Source organism: uncultured Marinobacter sp. (assembly GCF_913055835.1).
Classification (GTDB): Bacteria; Pseudomonadota; Gammaproteobacteria; order Pseudomonadales; family Oleiphilaceae; genus Marinobacter.
Genome location: NZ_CAJXKQ010000005.1, coordinates 63,897 through 85,964 on the forward strand (window position 1 = coordinate 63,897; position 22,068 = coordinate 85,964).

At 58.5% G+C, this 22,068-nt stretch carries 28 protein-coding genes; 12 read left to right on the top strand and 16 right to left on the bottom strand.

Annotated elements, in window-relative coordinates:
• Window positions 1–23 precede the first annotated feature (23 nt).
• From QZ534_RS04755 to QZ534_RS04770, 4 genes are all read left to right on the top strand, one after another.
• Window positions 24–1,472 (top strand): phospholipase D family protein, encoded by a 1,449-nt coding sequence (locus tag QZ534_RS04755; RefSeq protein ID WP_296931959.1) that lies wholly within the window; start codon window positions 24–26, stop codon window positions 1,470–1,472.
• A gap of 18 nt (window positions 1,473–1,490) precedes the next feature.
• Complete coding sequence (locus QZ534_RS04760) at window positions 1,491–2,555, top strand: carboxysome shell carbonic anhydrase domain-containg protein (protein WP_296931961.1); 1,065 nt, start codon at window positions 1,491–1,493, stop codon at window positions 2,553–2,555.
• 146 nt (window positions 2,556–2,701) lie between these two features.
• Entirely contained in the window at window positions 2,702–3,061 is a 360-nt protein-coding gene (locus tag QZ534_RS04765; protein ID WP_296932194.1) for a PA2779 family protein, read from the top strand.
• 57 nt (window positions 3,062–3,118) lie between these two features.
• On the top strand, window positions 3,119–4,078 hold the full coding sequence (locus tag QZ534_RS04770; RefSeq protein ID WP_296931964.1) for a PA2778 family cysteine peptidase: 960 nt from the start codon (window positions 3,119–3,121) through the stop codon (window positions 4,076–4,078).
• Here the strand turns inward: QZ534_RS04770 and QZ534_RS04775 are convergent.
• The 3 genes from QZ534_RS04775 to QZ534_RS04785 are packed head-to-tail and all read right to left on the bottom strand — an operon-like array spanning window position 4,075 to window position 6,148.
• Window positions 4,075–4,713: a class I SAM-dependent methyltransferase gene (locus QZ534_RS04775; protein ID WP_296931966.1), complete on the bottom strand. Its 639-nt coding sequence runs from the start codon at window positions 4,711–4,713 to the stop codon at window positions 4,075–4,077. The two genes, QZ534_RS04770 and QZ534_RS04775, sit on opposite strands and share 4 nt — an antisense overlap.
• A 4-nt stretch (window positions 4,714–4,717) precedes the next feature.
• Entirely contained in the window at window positions 4,718–5,704 is a 987-nt protein-coding gene (locus QZ534_RS04780) for a GTP-binding protein (RefSeq protein WP_296931968.1), read from the bottom strand.
• Window positions 5,705–5,752: 48 nt separating this feature from the next.
• Window positions 5,753–6,148, bottom strand: a complete 396-nt coding sequence (locus QZ534_RS04785; RefSeq protein WP_296931970.1) for a hypothetical protein — start codon at window positions 6,146–6,148, stop codon at window positions 5,753–5,755.
• A 134-nt stretch (window positions 6,149–6,282) separates the two neighbouring features.
• On the opposite strand from QZ534_RS04785, the gene rluF reads away from it, so the two are divergent.
• A complete protein-coding gene (gene rluF / locus QZ534_RS04790; protein ID WP_296931973.1) occupies window positions 6,283–7,221 on the top strand; it encodes a 23S rRNA pseudouridine(2604) synthase RluF in 939 nt (312 codons plus the stop codon).
• Between the two features lie 27 nt (window positions 7,222–7,248).
• Here rluF and QZ534_RS04795 read toward each other — a convergent pair whose 3' ends face one another.
• The 8 genes from QZ534_RS04795 to QZ534_RS04830 all read right to left on the bottom strand — a co-directional run bounded on the left by QZ534_RS04795 (window position 7,249) and on the right by QZ534_RS04830 (window position 13,450).
• Window positions 7,249–7,593, bottom strand: a complete 345-nt coding sequence (locus tag QZ534_RS04795) for a YdbL family protein (RefSeq protein WP_296931975.1) — start codon at window positions 7,591–7,593, stop codon at window positions 7,249–7,251.
• A gap of 29 nt (window positions 7,594–7,622) precedes the next feature.
• Window positions 7,623–7,790 carry a YnbE family lipoprotein gene (locus QZ534_RS04800; RefSeq protein ID WP_198412823.1) on the bottom strand — a complete coding sequence of 56 codons (168 nt, stop codon included), beginning with the start codon at window positions 7,788–7,790 and terminating at the stop codon, window positions 7,623–7,625.
• Between the two features lie 53 nt (window positions 7,791–7,843).
• Window positions 7,844–9,295 carry a YdbH domain-containing protein gene (locus tag QZ534_RS04805; protein ID WP_296931977.1) on the bottom strand — a complete coding sequence of 484 codons (1,452 nt, stop codon included), beginning with the start codon at window positions 9,293–9,295 and terminating at the stop codon, window positions 7,844–7,846.
• A gap of 92 nt (window positions 9,296–9,387) precedes the next feature.
• A complete protein-coding gene (locus QZ534_RS04810) occupies window positions 9,388–10,956 on the bottom strand; it encodes a bifunctional GNAT family N-acetyltransferase/carbon-nitrogen hydrolase family protein (RefSeq protein ID WP_296931979.1) in 1,569 nt (522 codons plus the stop codon).
• Between the two features lie 72 nt (window positions 10,957–11,028).
• Entirely contained in the window at window positions 11,029–11,571 is a 543-nt protein-coding gene (thpR, locus tag QZ534_RS04815) for an RNA 2',3'-cyclic phosphodiesterase (RefSeq protein WP_296931981.1), read from the bottom strand.
• A 4-nt stretch (window positions 11,572–11,575) separates the two neighbouring features.
• Complete coding sequence (locus QZ534_RS04820; RefSeq protein ID WP_296931983.1) at window positions 11,576–12,334, bottom strand: SDR family oxidoreductase; 759 nt, start codon at window positions 12,332–12,334, stop codon at window positions 11,576–11,578.
• Between the two features lie 30 nt (window positions 12,335–12,364).
• Window positions 12,365–13,057, bottom strand: coding sequence for an SDR family oxidoreductase (locus QZ534_RS04825; RefSeq protein ID WP_296931984.1), 693 nt, complete (start codon window positions 13,055–13,057; stop codon window positions 12,365–12,367).
• Window positions 13,058–13,123: 66 nt separating this feature from the next.
• On the bottom strand, window positions 13,124–13,450 hold the full coding sequence (locus QZ534_RS04830) for a DUF2007 domain-containing protein (protein ID WP_296931987.1): 327 nt from the start codon (window positions 13,448–13,450) through the stop codon (window positions 13,124–13,126).
• Window positions 13,451–13,556: 106 nt separating this feature from the next.
• Between QZ534_RS04830 and QZ534_RS04835 the strand changes: the two genes are divergently transcribed.
• Window positions 13,557–14,627 carry an alpha/beta hydrolase gene (locus tag QZ534_RS04835; protein ID WP_296931989.1) on the top strand — a complete coding sequence of 357 codons (1,071 nt, stop codon included), beginning with the start codon at window positions 13,557–13,559 and terminating at the stop codon, window positions 14,625–14,627.
• A 13-nt stretch (window positions 14,628–14,640) separates the two neighbouring features.
• Here QZ534_RS04835 and arfB read toward each other — a convergent pair whose 3' ends face one another.
• Complete coding sequence (arfB, locus tag QZ534_RS04840; RefSeq protein ID WP_296931991.1) at window positions 14,641–15,054, bottom strand: alternative ribosome rescue aminoacyl-tRNA hydrolase ArfB; 414 nt, start codon at window positions 15,052–15,054, stop codon at window positions 14,641–14,643.
• A 37-nt stretch (window positions 15,055–15,091) separates the two neighbouring features.
• Here arfB and QZ534_RS04845 point away from each other — a divergent pair, with 37 nt between their 5' ends.
• Window positions 15,092–15,808: an SOS response-associated peptidase gene (locus tag QZ534_RS04845; protein ID WP_296931993.1), complete on the top strand. Its 717-nt coding sequence runs from the start codon at window positions 15,092–15,094 to the stop codon at window positions 15,806–15,808.
• 137 nt (window positions 15,809–15,945) lie between these two features.
• Complete coding sequence (locus QZ534_RS04850) at window positions 15,946–16,446, top strand: C40 family peptidase (RefSeq protein ID WP_296931995.1); 501 nt, start codon at window positions 15,946–15,948, stop codon at window positions 16,444–16,446.
• A 20-nt stretch (window positions 16,447–16,466) separates the two neighbouring features.
• Here the strand turns inward: QZ534_RS04850 and QZ534_RS04855 are convergent, their stop codons facing one another.
• Window positions 16,467–16,946: a DUF4442 domain-containing protein gene (locus QZ534_RS04855; protein WP_296931997.1), complete on the bottom strand. Its 480-nt coding sequence runs from the start codon at window positions 16,944–16,946 to the stop codon at window positions 16,467–16,469.
• A gap of 99 nt (window positions 16,947–17,045) precedes the next feature.
• Window positions 17,046–17,651 (bottom strand): LysE/ArgO family amino acid transporter, encoded by a 606-nt coding sequence (locus QZ534_RS04860; RefSeq protein ID WP_296931998.1) that lies wholly within the window; start codon window positions 17,649–17,651, stop codon window positions 17,046–17,048.
• A gap of 88 nt (window positions 17,652–17,739) precedes the next feature.
• Between QZ534_RS04860 and QZ534_RS04865 the strand changes: the two genes are divergently transcribed.
• The 3 genes from QZ534_RS04865 to QZ534_RS04875 are packed head-to-tail and all read left to right on the top strand — an operon-like array spanning window position 17,740 to window position 19,453.
• Window positions 17,740–18,621 (top strand): LysR family transcriptional regulator ArgP, encoded by an 882-nt coding sequence (locus QZ534_RS04865; RefSeq protein WP_296932000.1) that lies wholly within the window; start codon window positions 17,740–17,742, stop codon window positions 18,619–18,621.
• A gap of 16 nt (window positions 18,622–18,637) precedes the next feature.
• A complete protein-coding gene (locus QZ534_RS04870) occupies window positions 18,638–18,997 on the top strand; it encodes a gamma-glutamylcyclotransferase (RefSeq protein WP_296932197.1) in 360 nt (119 codons plus the stop codon).
• Window positions 18,998–19,033: 36 nt separating this feature from the next.
• On the top strand, window positions 19,034–19,453 hold the full coding sequence (locus tag QZ534_RS04875) for a DUF2721 domain-containing protein (protein ID WP_296932002.1): 420 nt from the start codon (window positions 19,034–19,036) through the stop codon (window positions 19,451–19,453).
• Here the strand turns inward: QZ534_RS04875 and QZ534_RS04880 are convergent.
• Window positions 19,444–20,064 carry a CPBP family intramembrane glutamic endopeptidase gene (locus QZ534_RS04880; protein WP_296932004.1) on the bottom strand — a complete coding sequence of 207 codons (621 nt, stop codon included), beginning with the start codon at window positions 20,062–20,064 and terminating at the stop codon, window positions 19,444–19,446. The genes QZ534_RS04875 and QZ534_RS04880 overlap by 10 nt on opposite strands.
• Window positions 20,065–20,919: a crotonase/enoyl-CoA hydratase family protein gene (locus QZ534_RS04885; protein WP_296932006.1), complete on the bottom strand. Its 855-nt coding sequence runs from the start codon at window positions 20,917–20,919 to the stop codon at window positions 20,065–20,067.
• 129 nt (window positions 20,920–21,048) lie between these two features.
• On the opposite strand from QZ534_RS04885, the gene QZ534_RS04890 reads away from it, so the two are divergent.
• The gene (locus tag QZ534_RS04890; RefSeq protein ID WP_296932008.1) at window positions 21,049–22,020 is read left to right on the top strand and encodes a ribonuclease Z; all 972 of its coding nucleotides are present in this window, start codon (window positions 21,049–21,051) and stop codon (window positions 22,018–22,020) included.
• Window positions 22,021–22,068 lie beyond the last annotated feature (48 nt).

Consider the following 22,068-nt stretch of genomic DNA (forward strand, 5'->3'; position numbering starts at 1 on the left):
TCAGGGATGATGGAAATACACACATGACACTGAAGTTACTGATTCTCCTGCTGTTACTTACTCTGGCCGGCATCGGCATCTACCACACCCAAAAGCCGTTGCCGGCCGGCCTCAGTTATCGGGGTAATGCGGTGCCGCTGGAAGAACCGGTCCTGCTGACGGATGTCACCCGTCACTACCAGGACGGCCGGGAAGTAAAAGATCATGAAATTTTTAATGAGATATTCCGCCTTATCGAACAGGCGGACGAATTCGTTCTTGTCGACATGTTTCTGTTCAACAGCACCAAACCGGACGACGTGATTCACCGCCCCCTTGCCCAACAGTTGACCGAGACCCTGCTGGCCAGAAAGGCAGAGAAACCGGAGCTATCCATCACGGTGATCTCCGATCCTCTGAACACCATGTATGGCGGCACTGTCTCACCCTGGTTTGAAGCCCTGCGCAATGGCGGCATACCGGTTGTGGAAACCGCGCTTCGCCCACTCAGGGACAGTAACCCTGCCTGGTCATCGATCTGGCGCCTGTGTTGTCAGTGGTTTGAAAACAACCCGGACGGAGGCTGGCTGGACAACGCTCTGGGCACCAGGCCCGTCACCGTTAGAAGCTATCTCGCGTTGCTGAACTTCAAGGCCAACCATCGAAAGGTTCTGGTTGCAGATGAGGCCGGTTCCCTCAGAGCCATTGTGACATCAGCCAACCCCCACGACGGCAGCAGCCGGCACAGCAACCTGGGGCTGAGTTTCAAGGGCCCGGCGGTGATTGATCTGCTGAAAAGCGAGCGTGCCGTGCTCGCCATGTCCGGAGCAGACACCACGATGATCGACAGGAAGATTAGCCAGGCTTCCGATGCCACGACAAAACCCGAGGTACCCGAAATGCCCAGGATAGCCGTGCTGACCGAATCGGCCATCCTCGACCAGGCACTGGCGATGATTCGGGAGGCGGCGGCGGGCGATCAACTGGATCTGGCCATGTTCTACCTCTCCCATCGCGACATTGTCGAAGCCCTGATGGCTGCGGCCGACCGGGGTGTGGCGCAACGGGTTCTGCTTGATGCCAACAACGAAGCCTTTGGTCATCAGAAAAGTGGGATTCCGAACCGACAGGTTGCCATGGAACTGGTTCGTGCAGGCATTCCGGTACGTTGGTGTAATACCCTGGGCGAGCAGTGTCACAGTAAGCTGTTGATGCTGAGAAGAGTGAACGGGGAAACAGAACTTCTGCTGGGATCGGCCAATTTTACCCGGCGCAATCTGGACGACCTGAACCTGGAAACCGATGTGTGGGTATCGGTGGCGGAGCAGTCGCCGGTTGCCATCAGAGCCCGACGCTTCTTTGATGAGCAATGGCAAAAAGGCCCCGGTGACGACCCGGTGATGAGCCTGCCCTACGAGCGCTGGGCCGATGAATCCAGGCTTCGCTACTGGCGCTACCGGATTATGGAGGCCACCGGCCTGTCGACCTTCTGAACATTACAGGATCAAGCCATGACAACACCCGTCCATGCCCGCCCGATCTCAGAGCGAATCGACTGGTTGATGGAGCTTAGCCGGGCCCACTCGGCCAGTTTCTGTAGCCCGGAAAACCACTTGGCGAGACAGCGTTACCTGGCGGAGCACAATACCCAGATCATTGCCATGAAGTGCATGGATGGTCGCATTCACCTGCCCTACGTGACCCAAACACCGCTGGGTGTCATCCACCCATTCCGGAACCTCGGCGGCATCTTCGAGCTGGGCTGGCCCTACCTGGGCGACATGCTGGCCGACACGGTTCAGCAGGCGGTAAGCCAGGGCCGCCGGGTACTGATCATCATCACCTACCACTACTCGAAAGGCGCCAAAGAGCGGGGCTGCGCCGGCTTTGACTGTGACCGGAATGCCGCCATGAGCCATGCCTTCCAGATCCGCAGCCAGGTGGAAAAGCTGTTCGGCACTGGCCACCGCACGGTCTACCCGCTGGTGTGCGGCTTCGAGAGCGACGAGGATGCCCTGGTTCTTCATGGCAGCCCGGAGCACACGCTGGACCTGTCCGCAATCCCGCTGGACCGACTTGGCGAAATGGCCTCAGAGATTGCGGCTCTCTGCCCGGACATGCCGGAACCGGTGCAACGGGATCTGCTGCCGCTGGTTGAGGGCAATCTCCGGCATATCAACGAGATTCGCCGGTTTGACCGGGAACTGAACATAGAACACCGGGAATGGGTGATCTGCCTCGGCAGGGGATTTGATTTCCTGCACGCGCCGAACGTGGCCCTGATCATTGGCCCCTACAGTCCGGATCTGTCTCATCCGATCCGCCAGGCAGCAGGAATCATCAAGAAGAACATGGACAGCGGCCGGATTCCGGACGATGGTTTCCTGCTTCTGTGCTCCGCGCCCTACCAGGAGCCGGGCACCCAGAAAGCCCGGGCAGAGCTGAAATCAGCGTTCCTGGCCGAGTTCGGTGCCAATGTCATCAGGCAGGCCTACCCCGAGCTTGCAACGCGGATGATGACACGCTCAGCTATACTCCACTGGCCCGAACGGAAACTTCAGGTTTGTGATTCCTGAACATTTCGTATGTTGAGGGAACGTAACGGCCTGGTCTATCGTCCGGACAGAGTAACGGAACCCAAAACCGCTACACCGGAAGTAGCCAACAACAGGAGTGACCTATGTCAGGAATTCGAAAGCACCTGAGGTACGTTTCCTTTTTCATGGCCATGCTGATGGCCCTTGGCTCGGTCTGGTCGGCAACAGCCACCGCCGGCATGATCGGAACCGGCGAAATGATCGGGCAACAGCAGGTACAACTCGACCGACAGCAGTTGATCAGCATGCTCGAACGACAGGACGTTCAAGCCAAGCTGGCCGACATGGGCGTCAGCCAGGATCAGGTAAAAGAACGCATTCAGAACCTCACGCCCGCGGAACTGGCGGATTTCGAACGCCAGCTTGCCGAGGCCCCGGCAGGCCAGGATGTGGTCGGCATTATCGTGCTGTTCCTGCTGGTGTTTATTGTCACCGATATGCTCTGCGCCACCAACGTCTTCCCGTTCGTTAACTGCATCCGATAGCGACGGGCCGTGGCAGTCAGTTCTTCAAGCATTGCAGCAACACCCGGCAGGCTGGCCATGATTCTATTGGTCAGCCTTCTGGCCGGTTGCGCCAGCGCTCCCAAATGGCCGACCGGGAGTCCCGGTGAAGCGGGGCAGCCGTTTGCCGACCGCAAGGTTCTGGAAGACGTGCCCTTCTATCCCCAGGAACGATACCAGTGCGGCCCAGCCTCACTGGCCATGATGCTGAACAGCCAGGGACTTCAGACAGACCCGGACGTGCTCAAGGAGCTGGTTTACATCCCGGGCCGTGAAGGCACGCTCCAGGTTGAAATGGTGGCGGCCGCCCGGGCCCACGGTATGTTGGTCTACCCTCTGGATGGCGAGCTCGAGAGCCTTCTTGAAGAAGTTTCTTCGGGCAACCCTGTGCTGGTCATGCAGAATCTGAGATTCGACTGGTGGCCGCAATGGCACTTCGCCGTGGTGATCGGTTATGACGCCATGGAGCGGGACCTCATCCTCCATACCGACACCCGCAAGCGCGAGCCGATTGATCTCGAGGTTTTCAGCAATACCTGGGGTCGGGCCGGCAACTGGGCCGTGACCATCCTGCCCCCGGGCCGGGTGCCGGCCACCGCGGAACCACTGCGTTTTTTGCAGTCAGCCCATGATCTGGAGACAACGGGCCGGACCCTCGCGGCCGGTACCGCTTACCAGACGGCGGAGTCCACCTGGCCGGACCAACCGGCAGCCACTATGGCCAGAGGCAATCTGGCCTGGCAGTTGGGCCGAAAAGACGAGGCAACGGGGCATTTTCTCCGCACGGTGAAACGTTTTCCGGAATTCGCCGAGGGCTGGAACAATCTTGCGTTCGCCCTGCAGGCGAGCAACTGCGCAAGTGAGGCGGCCCGGGCGGCCAGATGCGCCGCCGCTCTGGCACCAGATCGCTTTGGCCAATCGGAATTGCTCGATCATGACGGCGCCACATCCGCAGAACACTGCCCTGCGCTACCCCAGTGCTCGCCGAATGAGCCCTAGGCTGGCTTCCGGAACAGAGCCACATCCTTTCTCGGTATTTCCAGTTGCCAGCCAAACCGGTTGGCGAGCCACCTGAAGGTAGATTCCCGGTAGAAGACCACATGGGTAGGATCGCGGCGATAATGCCAGTTGTCGAACCGGTCATCATCCGTCTGGAAGCAGGTCATCACGGCCAGCCAGCCACCGGGCCTCAGCATTCGATCGAGCTCCCTGAACACTCCAGCCGGCGCGTAAAGATGCTCCACCACTTCGGTGCAGGTGATGAAATCGTAGGTTTGATCGAGGGCGACTGCTGATGGATAAAAGTAGGGATCGTAGAGACTGACGGCCATGCCCTCCACTTCAAGCATCTGCGCCAGTGCAGGGCCGGGGCCGCACCCGAAATCAAGGCCATGGGCACCCGATGGCAGGCGCTCAAGCAGAGGTTCTGTCAGTTTCGAAAGAAACTTCCGGTACCCCGGGTCAGACGGGTCATTATCATGCAACTGATAGATTTCCTGTTCCTGCTCCGGCGATAACCGGCAGGACGCATCCAGCACCGTGGCTTCGCAGACATCACAGCGGAGGTAACGCTGGGCCTTCACCACCCGGAAAGCCGACAGGCTGCCCTGCTCGCATACCGGACAAAGACTCACGCTCTCACCTTGGATCAAGTCCCGCGGCCGCCCGCATGCGGGCATCGAGTTCCCGGGCGTCAATCTGATCGGACGCGATGATCTCTGCCCGGCTGTACGCTTGCGGTTCACCCTGAATAACGGTCAGGGCTCCATCCACCACATTGATCGCCCGCCAGCCGTCCACGGTCTGAACGACAGCCTTGAAGCGCACAAAGGCCGAGTCCATGGCCATCACCAGCAATGCGTTCTCATCGAGTATCAGTTCCGGATGTATGCGCCAGCCAACACTGAAGTGCCCCTGCCCCTGATTGGTGATCTGCTGCCAGGGCTCATCATCAATAGCGGGGGCCGGCGATGCAGTCTTATGTTGGTGGTGATGGTGAGCTTCCGGGTCGGTCACCGGCAAGGCATCCGATTGGCCGTCCAGCCAGCCCGGTGCCAGATGCCCAAACCGCGTGTGGTGAATCGCTCGCTTGGCGGGTTCCAGTTCTGCGGCCCACTCATCGAAAAGAGTCAGTTGCTCCGGCGTGCAGAGATCAGTCTTGTTGGCAACGAGAATATCCGCCGCAGCCACCTGATCCCGAAACTGCACATTGCCCAGCACCTTCGGCTCCTCGAGCCTCCGAGGGTCCACCAGGCAGATCACAGGGCCCATGGCGAGCACATCCTGGTAGTGCTCGCTGGTCAGGGTGTCCAGAATCTGGGAGGGGTGACCCAACCCGGTCGGTTCAATCAAAAGACGGTCGGGCTTTGCTTTGTGAATCAGCTGGTTGAGCCCTATCTGCATCGGCAGGCCGGCAACGCAGCACATGCAGCCGCCCGGTATTTCCTTGATGAAGGCGCCTTCCGTCTGCAGCATGGCGCCATCAATGCCTACCTCGCCGAACTCGTTGACCAGAACCGCCCAGACCTCGTTTTCCGGTTTGCTTTTCAGAAGATCCAGAATGGCGGTGGTTTTACCGACACCCAGAAAACCAAGTATCAGGCTGGTAGGAATAGGTTGGGCCATGGCGCCGGAGGCACTCCTCTAGGAATCAAAATGTTATACTATAACAATTCATCCGCCAGAACGATCCTCTTTCAGGAACAGTCCGACGGCCTTGTCTGATAGCAGGGCATGAGCAAGTGCCGGATAGGGCAGATAGTGAACAAACAATGTGGCGAGGGTGACTGCATCCATGCCGGCATCCAGGAACATCCAGGCCCCGAAAGCCACGAACAGGGCCCCCAGAAAACCGCCATAGATCCACAGCGCCCGCGAACGCTCCTCCGGCATCGGCAAACGCTCAAGGGTCCGAGCCACTGAGAAGCTCATGTAGACCGCAATCAGGGCAGCTATGACCAGTGACGCCAGTACCCCGGTAAATCCAATCAGATACCGGAACAGGTAGTTGGTCAGGAAGAACAGGGCAATGCAGGTAACGGCAACAATGGTGATGCGTGTCTTTTCCATGGCGGCTCAGGGTTTGTTGGTTTTATGGATAGGCGCAAAGAATGGCAGAGACGCCCGGAAAGAACCACCCCTGCTGCGACCGGGGTTCCAGACTGATATGATGCCCGACATTCTCACTGGCAACCGGACACCCGATGACCACTGGCAATTCCACCCGGCTCAACAAATACATCAGCGAAAGCGGCATGTGCTCCCGCCGGGAGGCCGATCGCTATATCGAGCAAGGCAACGTCTACATCAACGGTAAACGAGCAACCGTGGGCGACCAGGTGCTTCCGGGTGACACGGTCAAGGTGAACGGCCAGGTGATCGAGCCACGGGCTGAAGAAGACCTCGTGTTCATTGCACTGAACAAGCCTGTCGGGATTGTCAGCACCACGGACAGCGCCGAGAAACACAATATCCAGCGCTTTGTGGGGCACAGCGAACGCATCTTCCCGATCGGACGCCTGGACAAGGACTCCCAGGGCCTCATCTTCATGACCAGCAACGGTGACCTGGTCAACAAAATCCTGCGGGCGGGCAACAACCACGAAAAGGAGTACCTGGTTACCGTCGACAAGCCTGTGACCCGGGAATTTATCGAGGGTATGGCCAATGGTGTGCCGATCCTCGGAACCATGACGAAAAAATGCAAGGTGTCGCGGGAGTCACGGTTTGTCTTCCGGATCACCCTGGTTCAGGGACTCAATCGCCAGATCCGCCGGATGTGCGAGTACTTTGGCTACGAGGTTACCAAACTGGAACGGATCCGGATCATGAACGTGAGCCTGAAAGGGCTTGCGGTAGGCCAATGGCGGGATCTGACCGAAAAAGAACTGGCCGGGCTTTTCGATGCCATCCGGGATTCGTCTTCCGAGGCACCACCCAGCTCTGGAAAACCGGCGAAAAAGAAGCCCGGAGCGAAGGCAAAATCACAGTCCAGTCACAAGCTTGGCTCTGCATCCGCACCCGGCAAACCCGGCGGCGCCCGGCGGCCCGGCCCGAAAGGCAGGCCCGCGCCTGGCAAAAAACCTGCCTCGGGCAAACGGCCAAAAGGCGGCAAACCAAGGCAAAAGAGCGTTAAACGGTAACCGGGGCTTGCACCTGGCCACCTCGGGCTACTTTTTCACCCACTTGCCGCCCATTTGCACATACTGTCCGGTCGGTGTTTTCTCAATCGCCTTCTTGCCTGCAACCGTCTCCACCTGGGTGACAGGAATGTTGTGTTTCTCGGCAATGCGCTTGTACTCATCCCGACGGGCGCTGTTAATGGCTTCCACCACTTCCCTGGCCTGCCCTTCGGCGCGCACCACATCCAGGTAGCCTGTGGGTGTTTCCCCAACCAGCCCCTGCTGCTTGACCGAGTCCAGTTTCTGTTTGGCTTCATCCAGCCCCATGGCAAGCACGGAGGCGCTGATACCGAACGCCAGAACCAGCGCAAACATCTGCATCAATCGTTTCATCTTCAACCTCTCAAACTTTCCGCACACAGTCAGAACAGGCCCTGTTCGCTGAACAGGTCATCCACTTCCTTATCCACTTTCACGTAGATTTCGTGCTGGATTTTCACGTTCAGGTTGACCGTAATCGGCTCCTTCGGTGCCGCCATCTGCACTGTCGGTGTGCAGGCAGCCATTGCCAGCGGCAGCATCGCTATCATCAGTGTTCTTGCCAACGGCGACCTTTCAGGCCACCGAGGTTTCAACAGTATTCTCATGGTGCTGTCTCCTCACCGGATTCCTGCAGCAACTCCCGGACACGCTTGGTAACGGCTTCATTTACCCTGCCACTCAACTGCAGACTGGTCAGCAGCGCGGGAATGTCTTCCTCAAGATTGACATTGAGCACGACCGGCTGACCACCCCTCAGCTCCGGGTTCTTCCCCTTGAGTCGAAGGCCAAGGGTTAACTTGCCCTGTTCATCGTAGTCTATCGTGCTGTTAAGCACCGAATAGTGAAAGTTTTGCAACGCCTGAACGACGATATCCATGGCCTGGTTGCCACCGAGCATTGCCTGGAGCTTGTCCGCCGGCAACTGCAAACGCCCCCCAGGATCGATCGCCGAGACATTACCCTCACTAACCCGCACACCGTCGGTGCTTATACCCAGGGGGATCCGCCCGCGAAGCAGCCCGCTCCCCGACAGACCCTCCGCCGGATACACTGCCGTCAGCCGGCTGAGGGAGACATCCTCAACCTCCACAGGGATACGGCCAGAACCACCTCCCAACTCATACAGGGCAGGTGGAACTCTGAGTGTGCCTTCCAGGAATCGGGCTCTGGCCTGGTGAACATCCAGGCTCCCCGCCAGTAGTTCAGTCACCGGCGCATTGTAGTCCCCGGAAAAGCGAACCGAGCTGACCGGGATTCCGGCATTGATCTCGCCGACAGTCATGTCTCTGAAACGGGCCGTCATCCGGGAATCATCCAGCGATCCACGCACCTGGCCAGTGAGACCGGATACCGCGGTGCGGTTGAATACACCCCCGACATCCTTCAGTTCCGCGCTGCCAGTGGCTTCGAGCTCACCGCCTTTACCGGTAGAGACTTCCATCGACAGACGGGCATTGCCGGAATCGACGGTCAGAAGATCCGGCCAGCCAGACAGAGTGTCTGCCAGGGCCCGAACGCCCTGTTTACCGTCGATAACAGACTCGATAGCAACCGAAACGCCGCCATCGGGGTCAAGCTGAACGTCGAGATCGGCGGAGAAACCAGAGTCAGAAACCAAGGTTCCCTGGACGCGGAGTTCGGAAAGGCGACCTTCTGCCCATCCCTCAAAGTTCCATGCCTGCGGCACCAGGATCGGATGCTCAACACGGGCGGCAGAAACGGCGATATCGCCGTCAATCGCAATGCGGTCTGCCCAGGAGCCTGACGCGCCGTAGTCCAATGTAACGGTGGAATTGCTCAGGTCTGTGCGCAGCGTGTTGAGCTTCAAGGGCTGCTCCGCCCCGGTGTACGCCAGATAATCCGTCATAATCAGGGAGGAGGGGGCAAATTCGATGGTCGCGGAATCTCTGTCGGCCGTTACAGAGGGCCTGATATCAGCCTGGCTGCCGGTGACTTCCCAGCCGCCGGACTGGATATCCGGCAATGCCATGCCCATCGAACCCTCTTCAATGGCGAAAGACCAACCTGCAACCGCCAGGGGCCAGGCCACCATTGCCACACCAGCGGCCCAAATAAGCCCACGGCCGATACATTCAGGCTTTACAGACCCTTTACCGGGCAAAACGACACTCCTGTCGACTCGATTCACTCACCACGCCAGGTCACGCTGTACAGATCGTGCCGGCGGTCCTGAAGGTTTTTCACGGTACCACTGTTGCGGGCGGTGATCAGCACTTCCGGGCGCAGATCGGCAAAAGCGACGGTTTCCACGTTGGGTTCGGTGTCGGCGGCGATGCCATCCCGGGCAAAGGGAAAGTCGCAGGGTGTGAGGATGCAGCTCTGGCCGTACTGGATTTCCATATTAGGGACATTCGGCAGGTTGCCGACGTTGCCGGACAGCACCACGTAAACCTGATTCTCCACGGCTCTGGCCTGGCAACAATAGCGAACCCGCAGGTAGCTCTGCCGCTCATCGGTACAGAAAGGCACAAAGATGATATGCACGCCCTGGTCCACCAGGTGGCGGGTCAATTCCGGGAACTCCGCATCATAGCAAATCAGCACGCCAATCGTGCCACAGTCGGTCTCAATGGCGCTGACCCGGTTGCCGCCCTGCACGTTCCACCAAAAGGCCTCGTTGGGCGTCGGATGGATCTTGGGCTGGCTGAACACCTGGCCATCCCTGAGAAACACGTACGCCATGTTCCGGATGGTGCCGTCTTCCTCACGGACCGGCGTGGAGCCGGCGACAATGTTGATGTTGTGGCGCAGCGCCAGATCCCGCATCAGTTCGCGATAGCGCTCCGCGTAGTGGGCGACCGCGGCAAAGGTCTCGGCGGGGCTGCCCTTTCGGGCTTCAATGGAAAGCAATTGCAGGGTGAACAGCTCCGGAAACACCACAAAGTCGCCTTTGTAGGTGGACACGACATCCACGAAATACCGGACGATCTCGCTGAATTCGTCGAACGACGCTACCGGGCGTTGCTGGTACTGAACGGTGCCGATTCGCACGGTATCCCGCATGCGCTGACCGTAGCGTTTCCTGCGCCCGTTTTTCTCGGATTGGGGTACCTTCGGATTTCGCCAGATCAGATGAATGCCATAGCCCATGGAATCATGATCGGCGTCCAGGTAATGCGGAATGATGCCATGCACCTCGAACCCCTGATGCAGCTGGAAGGACAGCACCGGGTCCTTCTGTTCCTTGCTTCGGATGGCTTCCACGTATTCTTCGACGCTCGTATACTTCTTCAGCCGCTGGCGCAGGCTCGGCAAACGGCCCGCAAACACCACACCTTGCAGACTCAGGGCCTGGCATAACTGCTTGCGCTCGTTGTATAGCCGCTCCCCGATGCGGTAGCCGCGGCATTCCGGATCAACACACACTTCCATCCCGTATAGCCAGTCACCCTCCGGGTCGTGGCGTGAGGCGTAGCCGTTGCCGGTAATGGAAGTCCAGTCGTGGGCAGCCAGGGCGATCTCTTCGGCGATCCGGAACGTTGCACAGTAACCCACTACGGTATCGCCGAGCATGGCGACAAACTGACCGTCGGGGAAGGTGTTGATCTGGCCTGTCAGCGGCCCCTTGGTGTAGCCGTACATGCCCGTGCCTTCATAAACACGGCGGCTGAGCTGGATGATGCCGGGGATATCCGCCAGCGTGGCATTTCGAACGTAAAGTCGTTGATCCGGATCGGAAAACGGGGGACACATATACACCTCAGCAAAGGCGTTGATTTGCCCTCATCTTTGGTGGAGCGACAGCTTTTCGTCAAGCTAAATCCGTTACCCGGGCCCACTCAGCGGAAAGCGTTCGATGACACGATACTCAGACCCTGCCGGGCCCGGTTTGCTATCGAACAGGGCGAACTCGGTTACCGCAAATTGCCCGAACACGGATGCACCCTGTTCGGCCAGCAGGCGCTCAACAGAGCCCGGCTGTCGCTTAAATCGGGCCAGGGTAATATGCGGCATAAAGGACCGGCGTTCCGCCTCAAACCCAAGCTTCTCCATTCGCTGCCCAAGCGCCTCGTGGATGTCGGCCACCGGCGCTTCCGGCTTGACGCCGGCCCACAGGTTCCGGGGCCTTCGCGCCTGGCCAAAACAGCCCAGGCCAGAGACTTCCAGCTCGAAAGGGGTTGGTCGAATTGCACGGGCAGAACCAATCACGGCTTCAAGACGGCTCTCTTCCACACCACCCAGGAACAGCAGCGTGATGTGCAATTGTTCGGCACTCTGCCACTTGGCGCCTGGCACGCTTGCCCTGACTGTCAGCAACTGCTCCTTGATATCAGACGGAAGCTCAAGGCCGAAGAAAATCCGTGGCAATTCCTTATTCCTCGTAGATCATCTTGCGTACCATACCGCCATCTGCCACGAAGTTCTGACCGGTGATAAACGAAGCTTCAGGCGATATCAGATAAGCCGCCAATGAGGCGATATCACCGGGCTGCCCTACCCTGCCCGCCGGATGTTGCAAGTGATCGGTTTGGGAGAGTGGTTCAACCTGTTCTGAGCCTCCTTGCCAGGCCCGCGTATCAATCCAGCCGGGACTGATGCAGTTAACGCGGACATCCGGCCCCAGGCTCACGGCCAGGGCATGGGTCAGCGCCACAATGCCTCCCTTGGTAGCAGCGTACGCCTCGGTGTCTGGCTCGGATTGAAGCGCCCTTGTCGAGGCCATGTTTACGATAGCGCCTTTCGTTTTTCGAAGGTGCGGCACCGAGTGTTTAGTGACCAGGAACGGTCCGGTCAGGTTCACATCCAGCCGACGCTGCCACTGTTCAAGGCTCAGTTCCTCCACCGGTCCGGTCTCCGGATTGGCGATTCCGGCGTTGTTGATAATGGCGTCCAGGCGGCCGCCCCAACGAAGGGTTTCGGCAAGGATGCGCTTCACATCGGTTTCCGAGGCAACATCACCGGGCAGAAAGCGCAGTTGGTGCTCGGCACTGGCTGCCAATCGCTCACCCACGGCCTTGTCGGTATCACAGAACGCCACTTTCCAACCGGCATTGGCCAGGTGAAGTACAATGCCCCGGCCGATGCCCCGAGCGCCCCCGGTTACTAATGCGACGCCATCTGTTTGGCTCAAAACAACCTCCTTTGTGGCTGATCTGCTGATTTACTCAACCTTGGGCGTGGGCCGGACAAGAATCTCATTGACATCCACATGTGCCGGTTGCGACACGGCATACATGACCGCATTGGCAATATCTTCCGGTTTCAGTGCGTGGCCGGGACGTTCATCGAAGAAGGGCGTATCTACCATGCCCGGCTCGATCAGGGTAACGCGGATTCCAGAGCCACGAAGCTCCTCACGAACACCATAGCCGATGGCGGTCACCGCCCACTTGGTGGCACTGTACATGGAGCCGGGAATGGTCGCGCGGCCTGCCGCAGAACCGGTTAACAGCAAGTGGCCCTTGCTCTCTTTCAGTGCCGGCATGCAATGCTGGAGGGTAAGGCCCACACCGTAGATATTGGTGAGAATCATATCCTTCCAGACCTCCGGATCCGCACCGCTGAACCCGCCTGGCTCGCCACCGCGGCCGGCGTTGGCAAATACCGCATCAATTCGGCCAAAGGCGTTCAGGGCCTGGTCGACCATATTCTTCTGGTCATCACCGCTCTGAACGTCACACTGCACCGTCAACACCGTGTCCTCGCCACCCAGTTCCTGCTGCAGGCCTTTGAGCTTGTCTTCGGAACGGGCCGCCAACACCAGACGATAACCTTGTTTCGCCGCTGCTCGAGCTGTCTCTGCACCGATACCCGACGATGCGCCAGTGATCAGCATTACAGGTTGGTCTGCCATAAGATTCGTCTCCTGTTGCTTGTAATATGTGAATAGGGCTACGCCCGCTTACACCAGATCGATCAGTCAGTAGATCTGCAGCAGGATCAGGGTGAGGATGGCGAGGGCGAACAGGAACCAGCGGGCGTAGTGGTCGGGGCGATCCTCATCGTCGCTAACCGCGCTGCTGACACTGCCACCGGAGGTCTGCTCATACTCTGACACCAGTTGTCGTGCCCGGTAAAGATCCTCGTCATCGACATGGACGTTGCTGAAACCTGCGGCACCGATCTCGCCCATTGCCCCCTGGAGATAGTGGCCGCCCACATAAGCCTCAATACCGTTGGCTTCCAACAGACCAGCCACGATGTGGGCTTCGGTTATGTCTTTGGCCCGATAGGCAATTTGCAACACGCGACTCCTTCTGTGACCGTTCCGGGCAGAACCGGGACAAATCTGCGAGTATTATCTAAAGGATAGTTCGCCCCGCAATGAGGGGCCAATAACGTACGGATCGACCATGCTCTGGATTATTCTTGCCGTCATCGTATTCATTGTTGCCGCAACGTTTCTGCTGTTCCGGCTTGAGGATCTGTCGCATCTGGATGGAGATAATCCTCCGGTTCGGGAGGGCAAACCAAGCCCGGCAAACCGCGAGGTCCTGGGTCGTATCCGGGAGATGGGCGAGTCCTCCAGGGGGCTTCGGGGCAAGGCAAGACTGATGGCGCTCCGCAAGCACATGGATAGCCTGAGTGAAGGGCTGGAGCTGGATTCCGAGTTCCGTTTCAACGCATCGCCCAGGGGCGAGTGGGTCCTGGCCCCGGGTTGCGATACGCGGCGGCGAGTTCTTTATATCCACGGAGGTGCCTGGGCCGCTGGCAGCCCCAGAAGCCATCGGGCGATTACGGACAGGCTGTCGACGATCACTGGTGCCGCTGTTTTTGCCGTGGATTATCGGCTGATGCCTGAGAACCGTTTCATGGACGGTGTCCGGGATTGCCGGGATGCCTACTCCTGGCTGCTGAAGCACGGGCCGGACGGTGACGAGCCTTCAAACTTTATGTTGATCGCCGGGGATTCGGCCGGCGGCAGTCATACCCTGGGACTCATTGCGTGGATTCGTGACAATGGCCTGCGTCAGGCCGACGCCGCGATCGCTTTTTCGCCTTCCACCGATCTGACCCTGACCGCCCCAAGTAACCGCAACAACATTGGCACCGATCCCCTGCTCGGGCCTGTGTTCGGCGGCTTGTCGAAAATCCCGCTGCCAGTGATCTGGTGGGCCACGTTGGCGGCATTCCGGGTCTCACCTACAAGCCCTGTTGCCTCGCCACTACGCGGGGACCTGAGGGATCTGCCACCAACACTGATACAGGCCAGCGACACCGAAATGTTACTGGACAATGCCCGGCGCTATGCCGCCAGGGCAAAGGCTGCCGGCTCTCCGGTTGCCCTGCACACCTGGCCGGGCATGGTGCATGTGTGGCAGATCTTCGTGCCACTGCTTCCGGAAGCCGAAGAGGCCTTCGAGGACATTCAGGCGTTTCTGGCAGACGTTGAGTCACGCGACCAGCAAGAGGCTTCGGCCTGAACCTGATCAAGCGCTAGACCGAAACTTTGCCGCGCAGCGCCTTGGTCTTGCCTCGCTGGGTTTTCCGGTCCACCCGCTTGCGCTGCGAGGAACGGGTCGGTTTGGTGGGCCGGCGCGCTTTGCGGGGTTTGACGGCTTCCTGAATCAACTCCTTCAGCCGTTGCAAGGCGTCTTCCTTGTTCAGTTCCAGGGTCCTGAAAGACTGCGCCTTGATGATCAGTACACCGTCTTTGCTGATTCGCTGGTCGTTGAGCGACATCAGCCGCTCCTTGTAGAAGGGCGGCAGGGAGGAATGCAGGATATCAAAACGCAGATGGACCGCAGAGGCCACCTTGTTAACGTTCTGACCTCCGGCACCCTGGGCACGGATCTGGGTGATTTCGATTTCCCAGTCGGCAAGTTCAACAGCGTTGGATAGTTTCAGCATCTGCTAAGGTTAACAAATTACGGACAAGCAGGCTCCCATGAGGACCGCCCCTCATAAGAACCCGGGACAGGAAGCAGGCAACGCCATGTGCGGACGATTCACGTTTTACACACCTCCGGACACCCTGATCCTCGAGTTTTTTCCCGAGGGCATGGAGGTGGACGGTCATTTTGATCCCAGCTACAACATCCCGCCCGGAACGGGCATTCCGATGATCCGCATGAGCATGACCGGCACTCTGATCATGGCGCACTCCCATTGGGGGTTCCGTCCGGCCTGGGCCGGCGAAAAGGCCCCGGCCCCGATCAATGCCCGGGCCGAAACCGCAGCGACCTCAAAATATTTCCGGGAGGCTTTTGCCCACCACCGTTGCCTGATACCTGCCAATGGCTGGTACGAATGGCAGCAAACCGAACATGGCAAGGAACCCCACTACATAACACCAACGGATTCCGGGAAGTATCCGGCGATTTTCTTCGCCGGCCTCTGGACGCCCAGGGAGGGAGACGAAACCACCGCCTGCGCCATCATCACCGAGCCCGCGAGCGAGAGACTGAAACACATCCATGACCGTCAACCGGTGGTACTCGATCCCGGCTGCCTGAGGGACTGGCTGAACCCGGAAGTCACCGACCGCGCCCGGATCCGGGCAGTAACCCACCGCCTGGACACAGAGCACCTGAAAGCCGTTTCCGTGTCCCAGGAGGTCAACAACCCGAGGCATGACACGCCGGACCTGATCCGGGAAATCTGATTAACCTGAGGTCCCTGATCCCGGTTCCAGACTTCTGAGATCAATGAAGAGGTCAACAAAATCGTACGAACCGTAACCTGACATCAGGCGGCCTGAGGATTAGAGTGAAAGCTGCGAACACCGATACAGGATTTGGCATGCGCAATTCCCTGCAAAACATTGCCTTTCTGGCACTCATGGCTCTTGTACTTGGCGGCTGCGCCAGTTCCGGGAATATACAGCCGGGTTCATCCGCGCCAGTACAGCCACTACCCGTTGAAGCGTCCAGTTCCGACAAGGCACAAAAGCTCTGGCAGGTGTTCGAGCGCTACCGGGGAACTCCCTACCAATATGGTGGCACCTCTTCCGACGGCTTCGACTGCTCCGGATTCATCCTTACCGCCTATCAGGAAGGGCTGGGTAAACAGTTGCCCAGGACAACCGGCCAAATGCTGGCCAGTGGTGATGTGGTTCATCCCGGAAAGATTCAACCGGGCGACGTGGTGTTCTTCCGGATTGGCGGCAAGGAGCAGCACGCGGGAATCTACATGGGCGGGGACCGGTTTATCCACGCATCAACATCAGCCGGCGTTATCCAGTCTTCAATCAGCGGTTATTACTGGAAAGGCCGACTGACCGAGGCACGGCGCTTCGACTGAGCCCGGCTGGCCAGACCGCTTCAACCTTTTTTACGGCGAACATAGAGTACTTTGTGCACGCACGCGACCAGCTCGCCGGATTCGTCAAAAATCTCCACGTCCCACTCTGGCAGCAGTTTGCCGCCGTCTGCCGTCGCGGCCCGAATCTCGTCAACACGCTCATCGGTCAGCTCAAACCGGGCTGTCACCCTGCCCTTCCCGGGACGGATAAAATCGATGCTCGCGGATTTGTCCCACACGATGTAGTCGTTGCCCAGTCGTCGCATCAGCAACAGCAACAGCATGTACATGGGGTCAACCATACTGTAGAGGGAGCCGCCGAAGTGGGTTCCGACGTAGTTGGTGTTGTACCAGTGCTGACCCATCTCCACCGTTGCCGAGCTGAAGTCATCGGCAATATGGGTAACGCGAATGCCTGCTCCGAGATAGGGAGCAAACGTAGAAAGGACGCGGCGCATGGCCCCGGCACTGGCAAACCAGCGACGTACAGTGGCGTTCATTAACTATCCTCGGTGGTATGAATAACTTCAAATTCAGTAGCACGCTATCTTCCAACCTGAGACGCGCCGATGCAAGAAATTCATACGACCGTTTGAATATTAAAGACCACTTAAGGTCAGGTGAAGGGCGATGGCTGCCATCATCACGCCGATAACACCATCGATGATCCGCCAGGCCAGCGGCCGCGCGAGAACTGGAGCCAGCGCCGAACCGCCCCATGCCAGCAGACCGAACCAGAGAATCGAGGCACTGCTCGCACCGGCCACAAACGTGGTCGCATCCTCCTGCTGAGCTCCGACCGCCGGGATCAACAGCAGCGTATCCAGATAGACCTGGGGATTGAGCAAAGTGACCGCCAGGGTCGTGAATATCACGGCTTTAAGGCTCCGTTTTGTTACCTCACCGGCTTCAAGAGCCGCCCTGCCACGGCTGGCGCGAACGAAAGACTGAATGGCAAGCCAGCCAAGGAAGGCCACCCCGAGCCAGCGAAGGATTTCCAGGGCCTCTGGCATGGCCATCAGCGCAGCACTGATGCCGAACATGCCCAGCGTGAAGAGCGTGACATCCGCCACCATGCACAAACCGGCTGACCACCAATGATGCTCCCTGCGGATTGCCTGGCTCAGCAAATAGGCGTTCTGGGCACCAATCGCCACGATAATGCCGCCACACACAATCAATCCGGTCAGATAACTCTCAAGCACGTGGGTTTCTCCTCAATGAATGGGGCAAGGTTACCGCTTTACACCTATACTTGAAATTCATACTCATAATACTGCATCAGTTTTGCTTATGATTGATTACAAGCTGCTGGAAGCCCTGGCGACGGTTATTGAATGCGGCGGGTTCGAACGTGCGGGCCAGGCACTCGGGCTGAGCCAGTCGGCCATTTCACAGCGCATTCGCACCCTTGAGATCCGGCTCGGGCAGCCGGTTCTGGTTCGTAGCCCGGTGCTCAAAGCCACGCCGGCCGGGCAGCGCCTGCTTAACCACGTTCAGCAGGTGCAGTTGCTGGAGAGAGACCTGACCAAGTCCATTCCTGGGATCTCGGAACCCACGGCAAGGCTGCGCATCGCCCTGAATGCCGACAGCCTGGCCACCTGGTGGGCAGCCGCGGTGGGCAGTTTCTGCGCGGACGAAACCCTGCTGCTGGATCTTGTGGTGGAGGACCAGGACATCGGCCTTCGCCGTATGCGCGAGGGTGATGTAGCTGCCTGCCTGTGCAGTAGCCCCCAGCCGGTTGCCGGTGCCCGATGCGTGCCTATCGGCACCATGACCTACATGCCGCTGGCAACTCCGGACTATGTTCAACGCTATTTCCGGAACGGGCTCAACGAAACCAGCTTGCAAAATGCCCCGGCCATTGTTTTTGGGCCCAATGACCAGTTGCAACACCGGTTCCTGGCCCAGTGCGGCTATCACGGCACCTTCCCCCACCACCTTTGCCCTTCTTCGGAAGGCTTTGTAAAGCTGGCATTGGCAGGTATGGGCTACGGTATGATCCCGGAAATGCAGGCCCGACCGGAAATTAACACGGGGCGATTGGTGAGTATCGCGCCTGAACAAACCCTGGAAGTGCAGCTATACTGGCATTTCTGGCGTCACGGCGGGGGCGTAATGGACCGTTTGACCAACGCCCTGAGGTCTGCCGACATGCTCACTTCAAAGGTGTGAACAAGGGGGAGCGACCATCAGACCGAAACACCTTGTTGCGGTTTACGGTACATTGAAACGTGGCCGGAATAACAGCCATATTCTGCGAGGTGCCCGATTTGTCGGAACGGACCGGATACCTGAATTGAGCCTGTATCACCTGGGCCCTTATCCGGGCGCCATCAAGGAATCCTCCCCGGGCGTTCAGGTCGAAGTATATGCCGTTTCCGATCCGATGCTGAAAGCACTGGATGAACTGGAAGACTTTTTCCCGGAGCGCCCGCAAAGCAGCCTGTATATCCGCCAGACCATGGATACTCGCCACGGGTCTGCCTGGGTGTACATTTACAATCGGCCGGTCAAGACGATCCAGCGACTGCCCTCCGGAAGCTGGTAGACCAGCCGACACACCCTTACAAACAAGGACACCAGATTGGACCTGACAACGCCTGCCCTGCTCTTCCCTGCAATTTCACTGCTGTTGCTGGCTTATACCAACCGGTTTCTGGTTCTGGCACAGCTCATACGTCAACTCAAGCAAATGGACACCGAGGAAGACCACGCACTGATCGCCCGCCAGATCGGCATGCTGCGCAAGCGGATTGTACTGACCAAACGGATGCAGGCCTTCGGCGTACTCAGTTTCTTCCTGTGTACGGTTTCCATGTTCCTGCTTTTCCTGGGAGCAGAGCTGCCGGGTGTAGTCGCGTTCGGCGCAAGCCTGGTACTGCTGTCTTTTTCGCTGCTGTATTCGCTATACGAAATCCAGATTTCGACCAATGCCATCAACGTTGAACTGTCCAGCTTTGAAGCGCGCAAGAGTGCCGGCAGGGAAGATGTTGACTATTCATGAGACCGGTTGGTGCAGGGATCCACAATGCGGACACCAAACCAGCGTGGAAACCGGAGCAGGCAATACAGGGCAATCATGTCGTAGAGGGCATGCCAGATCATGACCATCACCAGACTCTCCGATAGCACATAGGCTGCCCCGAGAATCAAACCGAGTCCGGTTGCCACCAGAAAATAGGTGAACGATACGTAGTGCACCAGCCCGAACAGCACCGATGCCGCCAACACCGCCGTTACCGGGTCGGTATGGGCCATCAGCCAGCCCTGAATTGCTCCGCGGAACAGCAGCTCCTCGCCGACACCGGCCAGCAGGGACAGCAGGATCAGGACCACCGGAGAGTAGCTGGAGGCAAAGTTATACAAACCCTGCATCTGCCGCTCGAGGTTTTCCGGGAACAGGCCGGGCACCCGGGTAAGCACCAGCAAAGCGGCGTAGGTAAGACCTGCTCCGAGCGCGCCGTACAGGATACTGGGCCACAGGCCCGGCCCGACAAGCAGCACCGGGATTCCGAATAGCAGTATCGCCACCAATCCAATAACGCCAATGCCGCCCTGGAACAACAGCGCGGCATTGGAGGAGATACCGGATGTTCGTCGTTTACCCAACGCCATTCACTGATCAAACAGCGGCTTCACCGGAAACAGCGCATCGTATTGCGGCGCCTGCTTCTGGGCTTTGGCCTGGAAGGATTTCATCATGTCCGTCGGGCGGAACATGCCCGCCTGCCAGGTGGCCATGTATCTGAGACTGTCTTCCACGCTGTGGTCGCGACTGTAATTGAGCATTTCCTTGCAGCCGGTGACGGCCAGTGGGGAGTTCGCAGCAATCTGTCCAGCGATGGCCATTACCGCTGCCAGCATGGCTTCCTGGTCGGGGTACACGGCGTTCACGAAGCCGAGATTCTGTGCCTCTGCGGCGGAAAATTTGCGCCCGGTATAAGCCAGTTCGCGAACCACCCCTTCGGGCATGAGTTTGGGCAGGCGCTGCAGTGTACCAACGTCGGCAGTCATGCCCAGCTCGGTTTCCTTGATGGTAAAGTAGGCATCTTCGGTGCAATAACGGCTGTCAGCGGCACAGACCAGATCCAGAGCACCACCAATGCAGCCACCGTGGACGGCCGCCAGAACGGGAAGGCGTATTTTTTCCAGGGAGGTCAGCGTGTCCTGCAACTGCAGCACAACCCGGCGCAGGTTTTCCGCCATGCGGCCCGGGTCACCGTTCATGGGAACCGCTTTGGGGTCACTGAACACGCCCAGGTCCATACCGGCCGAAAAGTGCTTGCCGGTGGAAGAGATAACGATCACCCGGGCATCCGTGTTGGCTTCAATATCCTGCATGCAACGGGGCAGTTCAAGCCAGAACGCCTTGTTCATGGTGTTCAGGGCCTCCGGGCGACTGAACTGCACGTGGGCGATGTGGTCTTTTACCTCAATCGAAAAACTCTCGTAACTGGACAACTCAGACAAGACAGCACTCCTTATTTAAATGTCGCATACCGGCCCGTTAGTGGTCGTCCCGGCTAATGCATCGTCAATTCTGCTACCTTCGTATTATGGCGGACAGAGAGACGACACGTTAACCCGAAAAGGCCTGGTATGGAATTCACCTTCCTCGGCACTTCAGCCGGAACACCCACCAAATCCCGCAATGTGACCGGCCTGGCGTTGAGCCACGGAAGGCCGAAACACTGGTACCTGATTGACTGCGGCGAGGGCACCCAGCACCAGTTGCTGAGAACGCATCATTCGGTGATGCAGTTGCAGGCCCTGTTTATCACCCACATCCATGGTGACCACACATTCGGGCTACCCGGCCTGCTGACCAGTGCCTCCATGCTTGGCCGAACGGCTCCGCTTTACCTGATCGCGCCCCGCCCCGTGAAAGCCTTCGTTGAGGCGGCTCTTGGCAACAGTGACTCCAGCCTCAGTTTTGAACTGAGGTTTGTCGACTCGGAAGCAGAGAGTTTCCATTGGGAGGACGACGCACTGTCGGTTACGGCTGTGCCTCTCTCACATCGGGTGTCCTGCCGGGCATTTGTGTTCACTGAAAAGAACCTCGAACGCCAGCTGCTCCGGGACAAGCTTGAAGCGGATGGTATCGAGGCCGGTCCAGCCTGGGGCCGGCTGCAACAGGGCCACGACGTGGTGTTGGAAGATGGTCGTCTGGCCCGTTGCGACGACTACACGCAAATTGCCAGAAAACCGCGGAAGGTTATCGTTGCCGGTGATAACGATCAGCCGGACCTCCTTCTGGAAGCGAGTGCCGATGTTCAGGTGGTGATCCATGAGGCCACCTACACCCAGGAAGTCTCTGACCGGGTCGGCCCCTGGCCGCAACACAGCTCTGCTGCCAAGGTCGCCCGTTTTGCAGAAACAGCAGGTGTCCCCAACCTTGTGCTTACGCATTTCAGTTCCCGGTACCAGCTCAATCCGGATGCCTATCCACACATTGGCGAAATCGAGTCCGAAGCCAGGGGCATCTATCGGGGAAACCTTTATCTGGCAAAGGATTTTGCCCGTTATCAGCTTGGCAAGGATCTGATGCTATACCCCGTCGAGCGTCTATAATGCAGTCGTTGGTTGCAGTTCTGTCAGGGAATTTGATGTGTCGCTTTT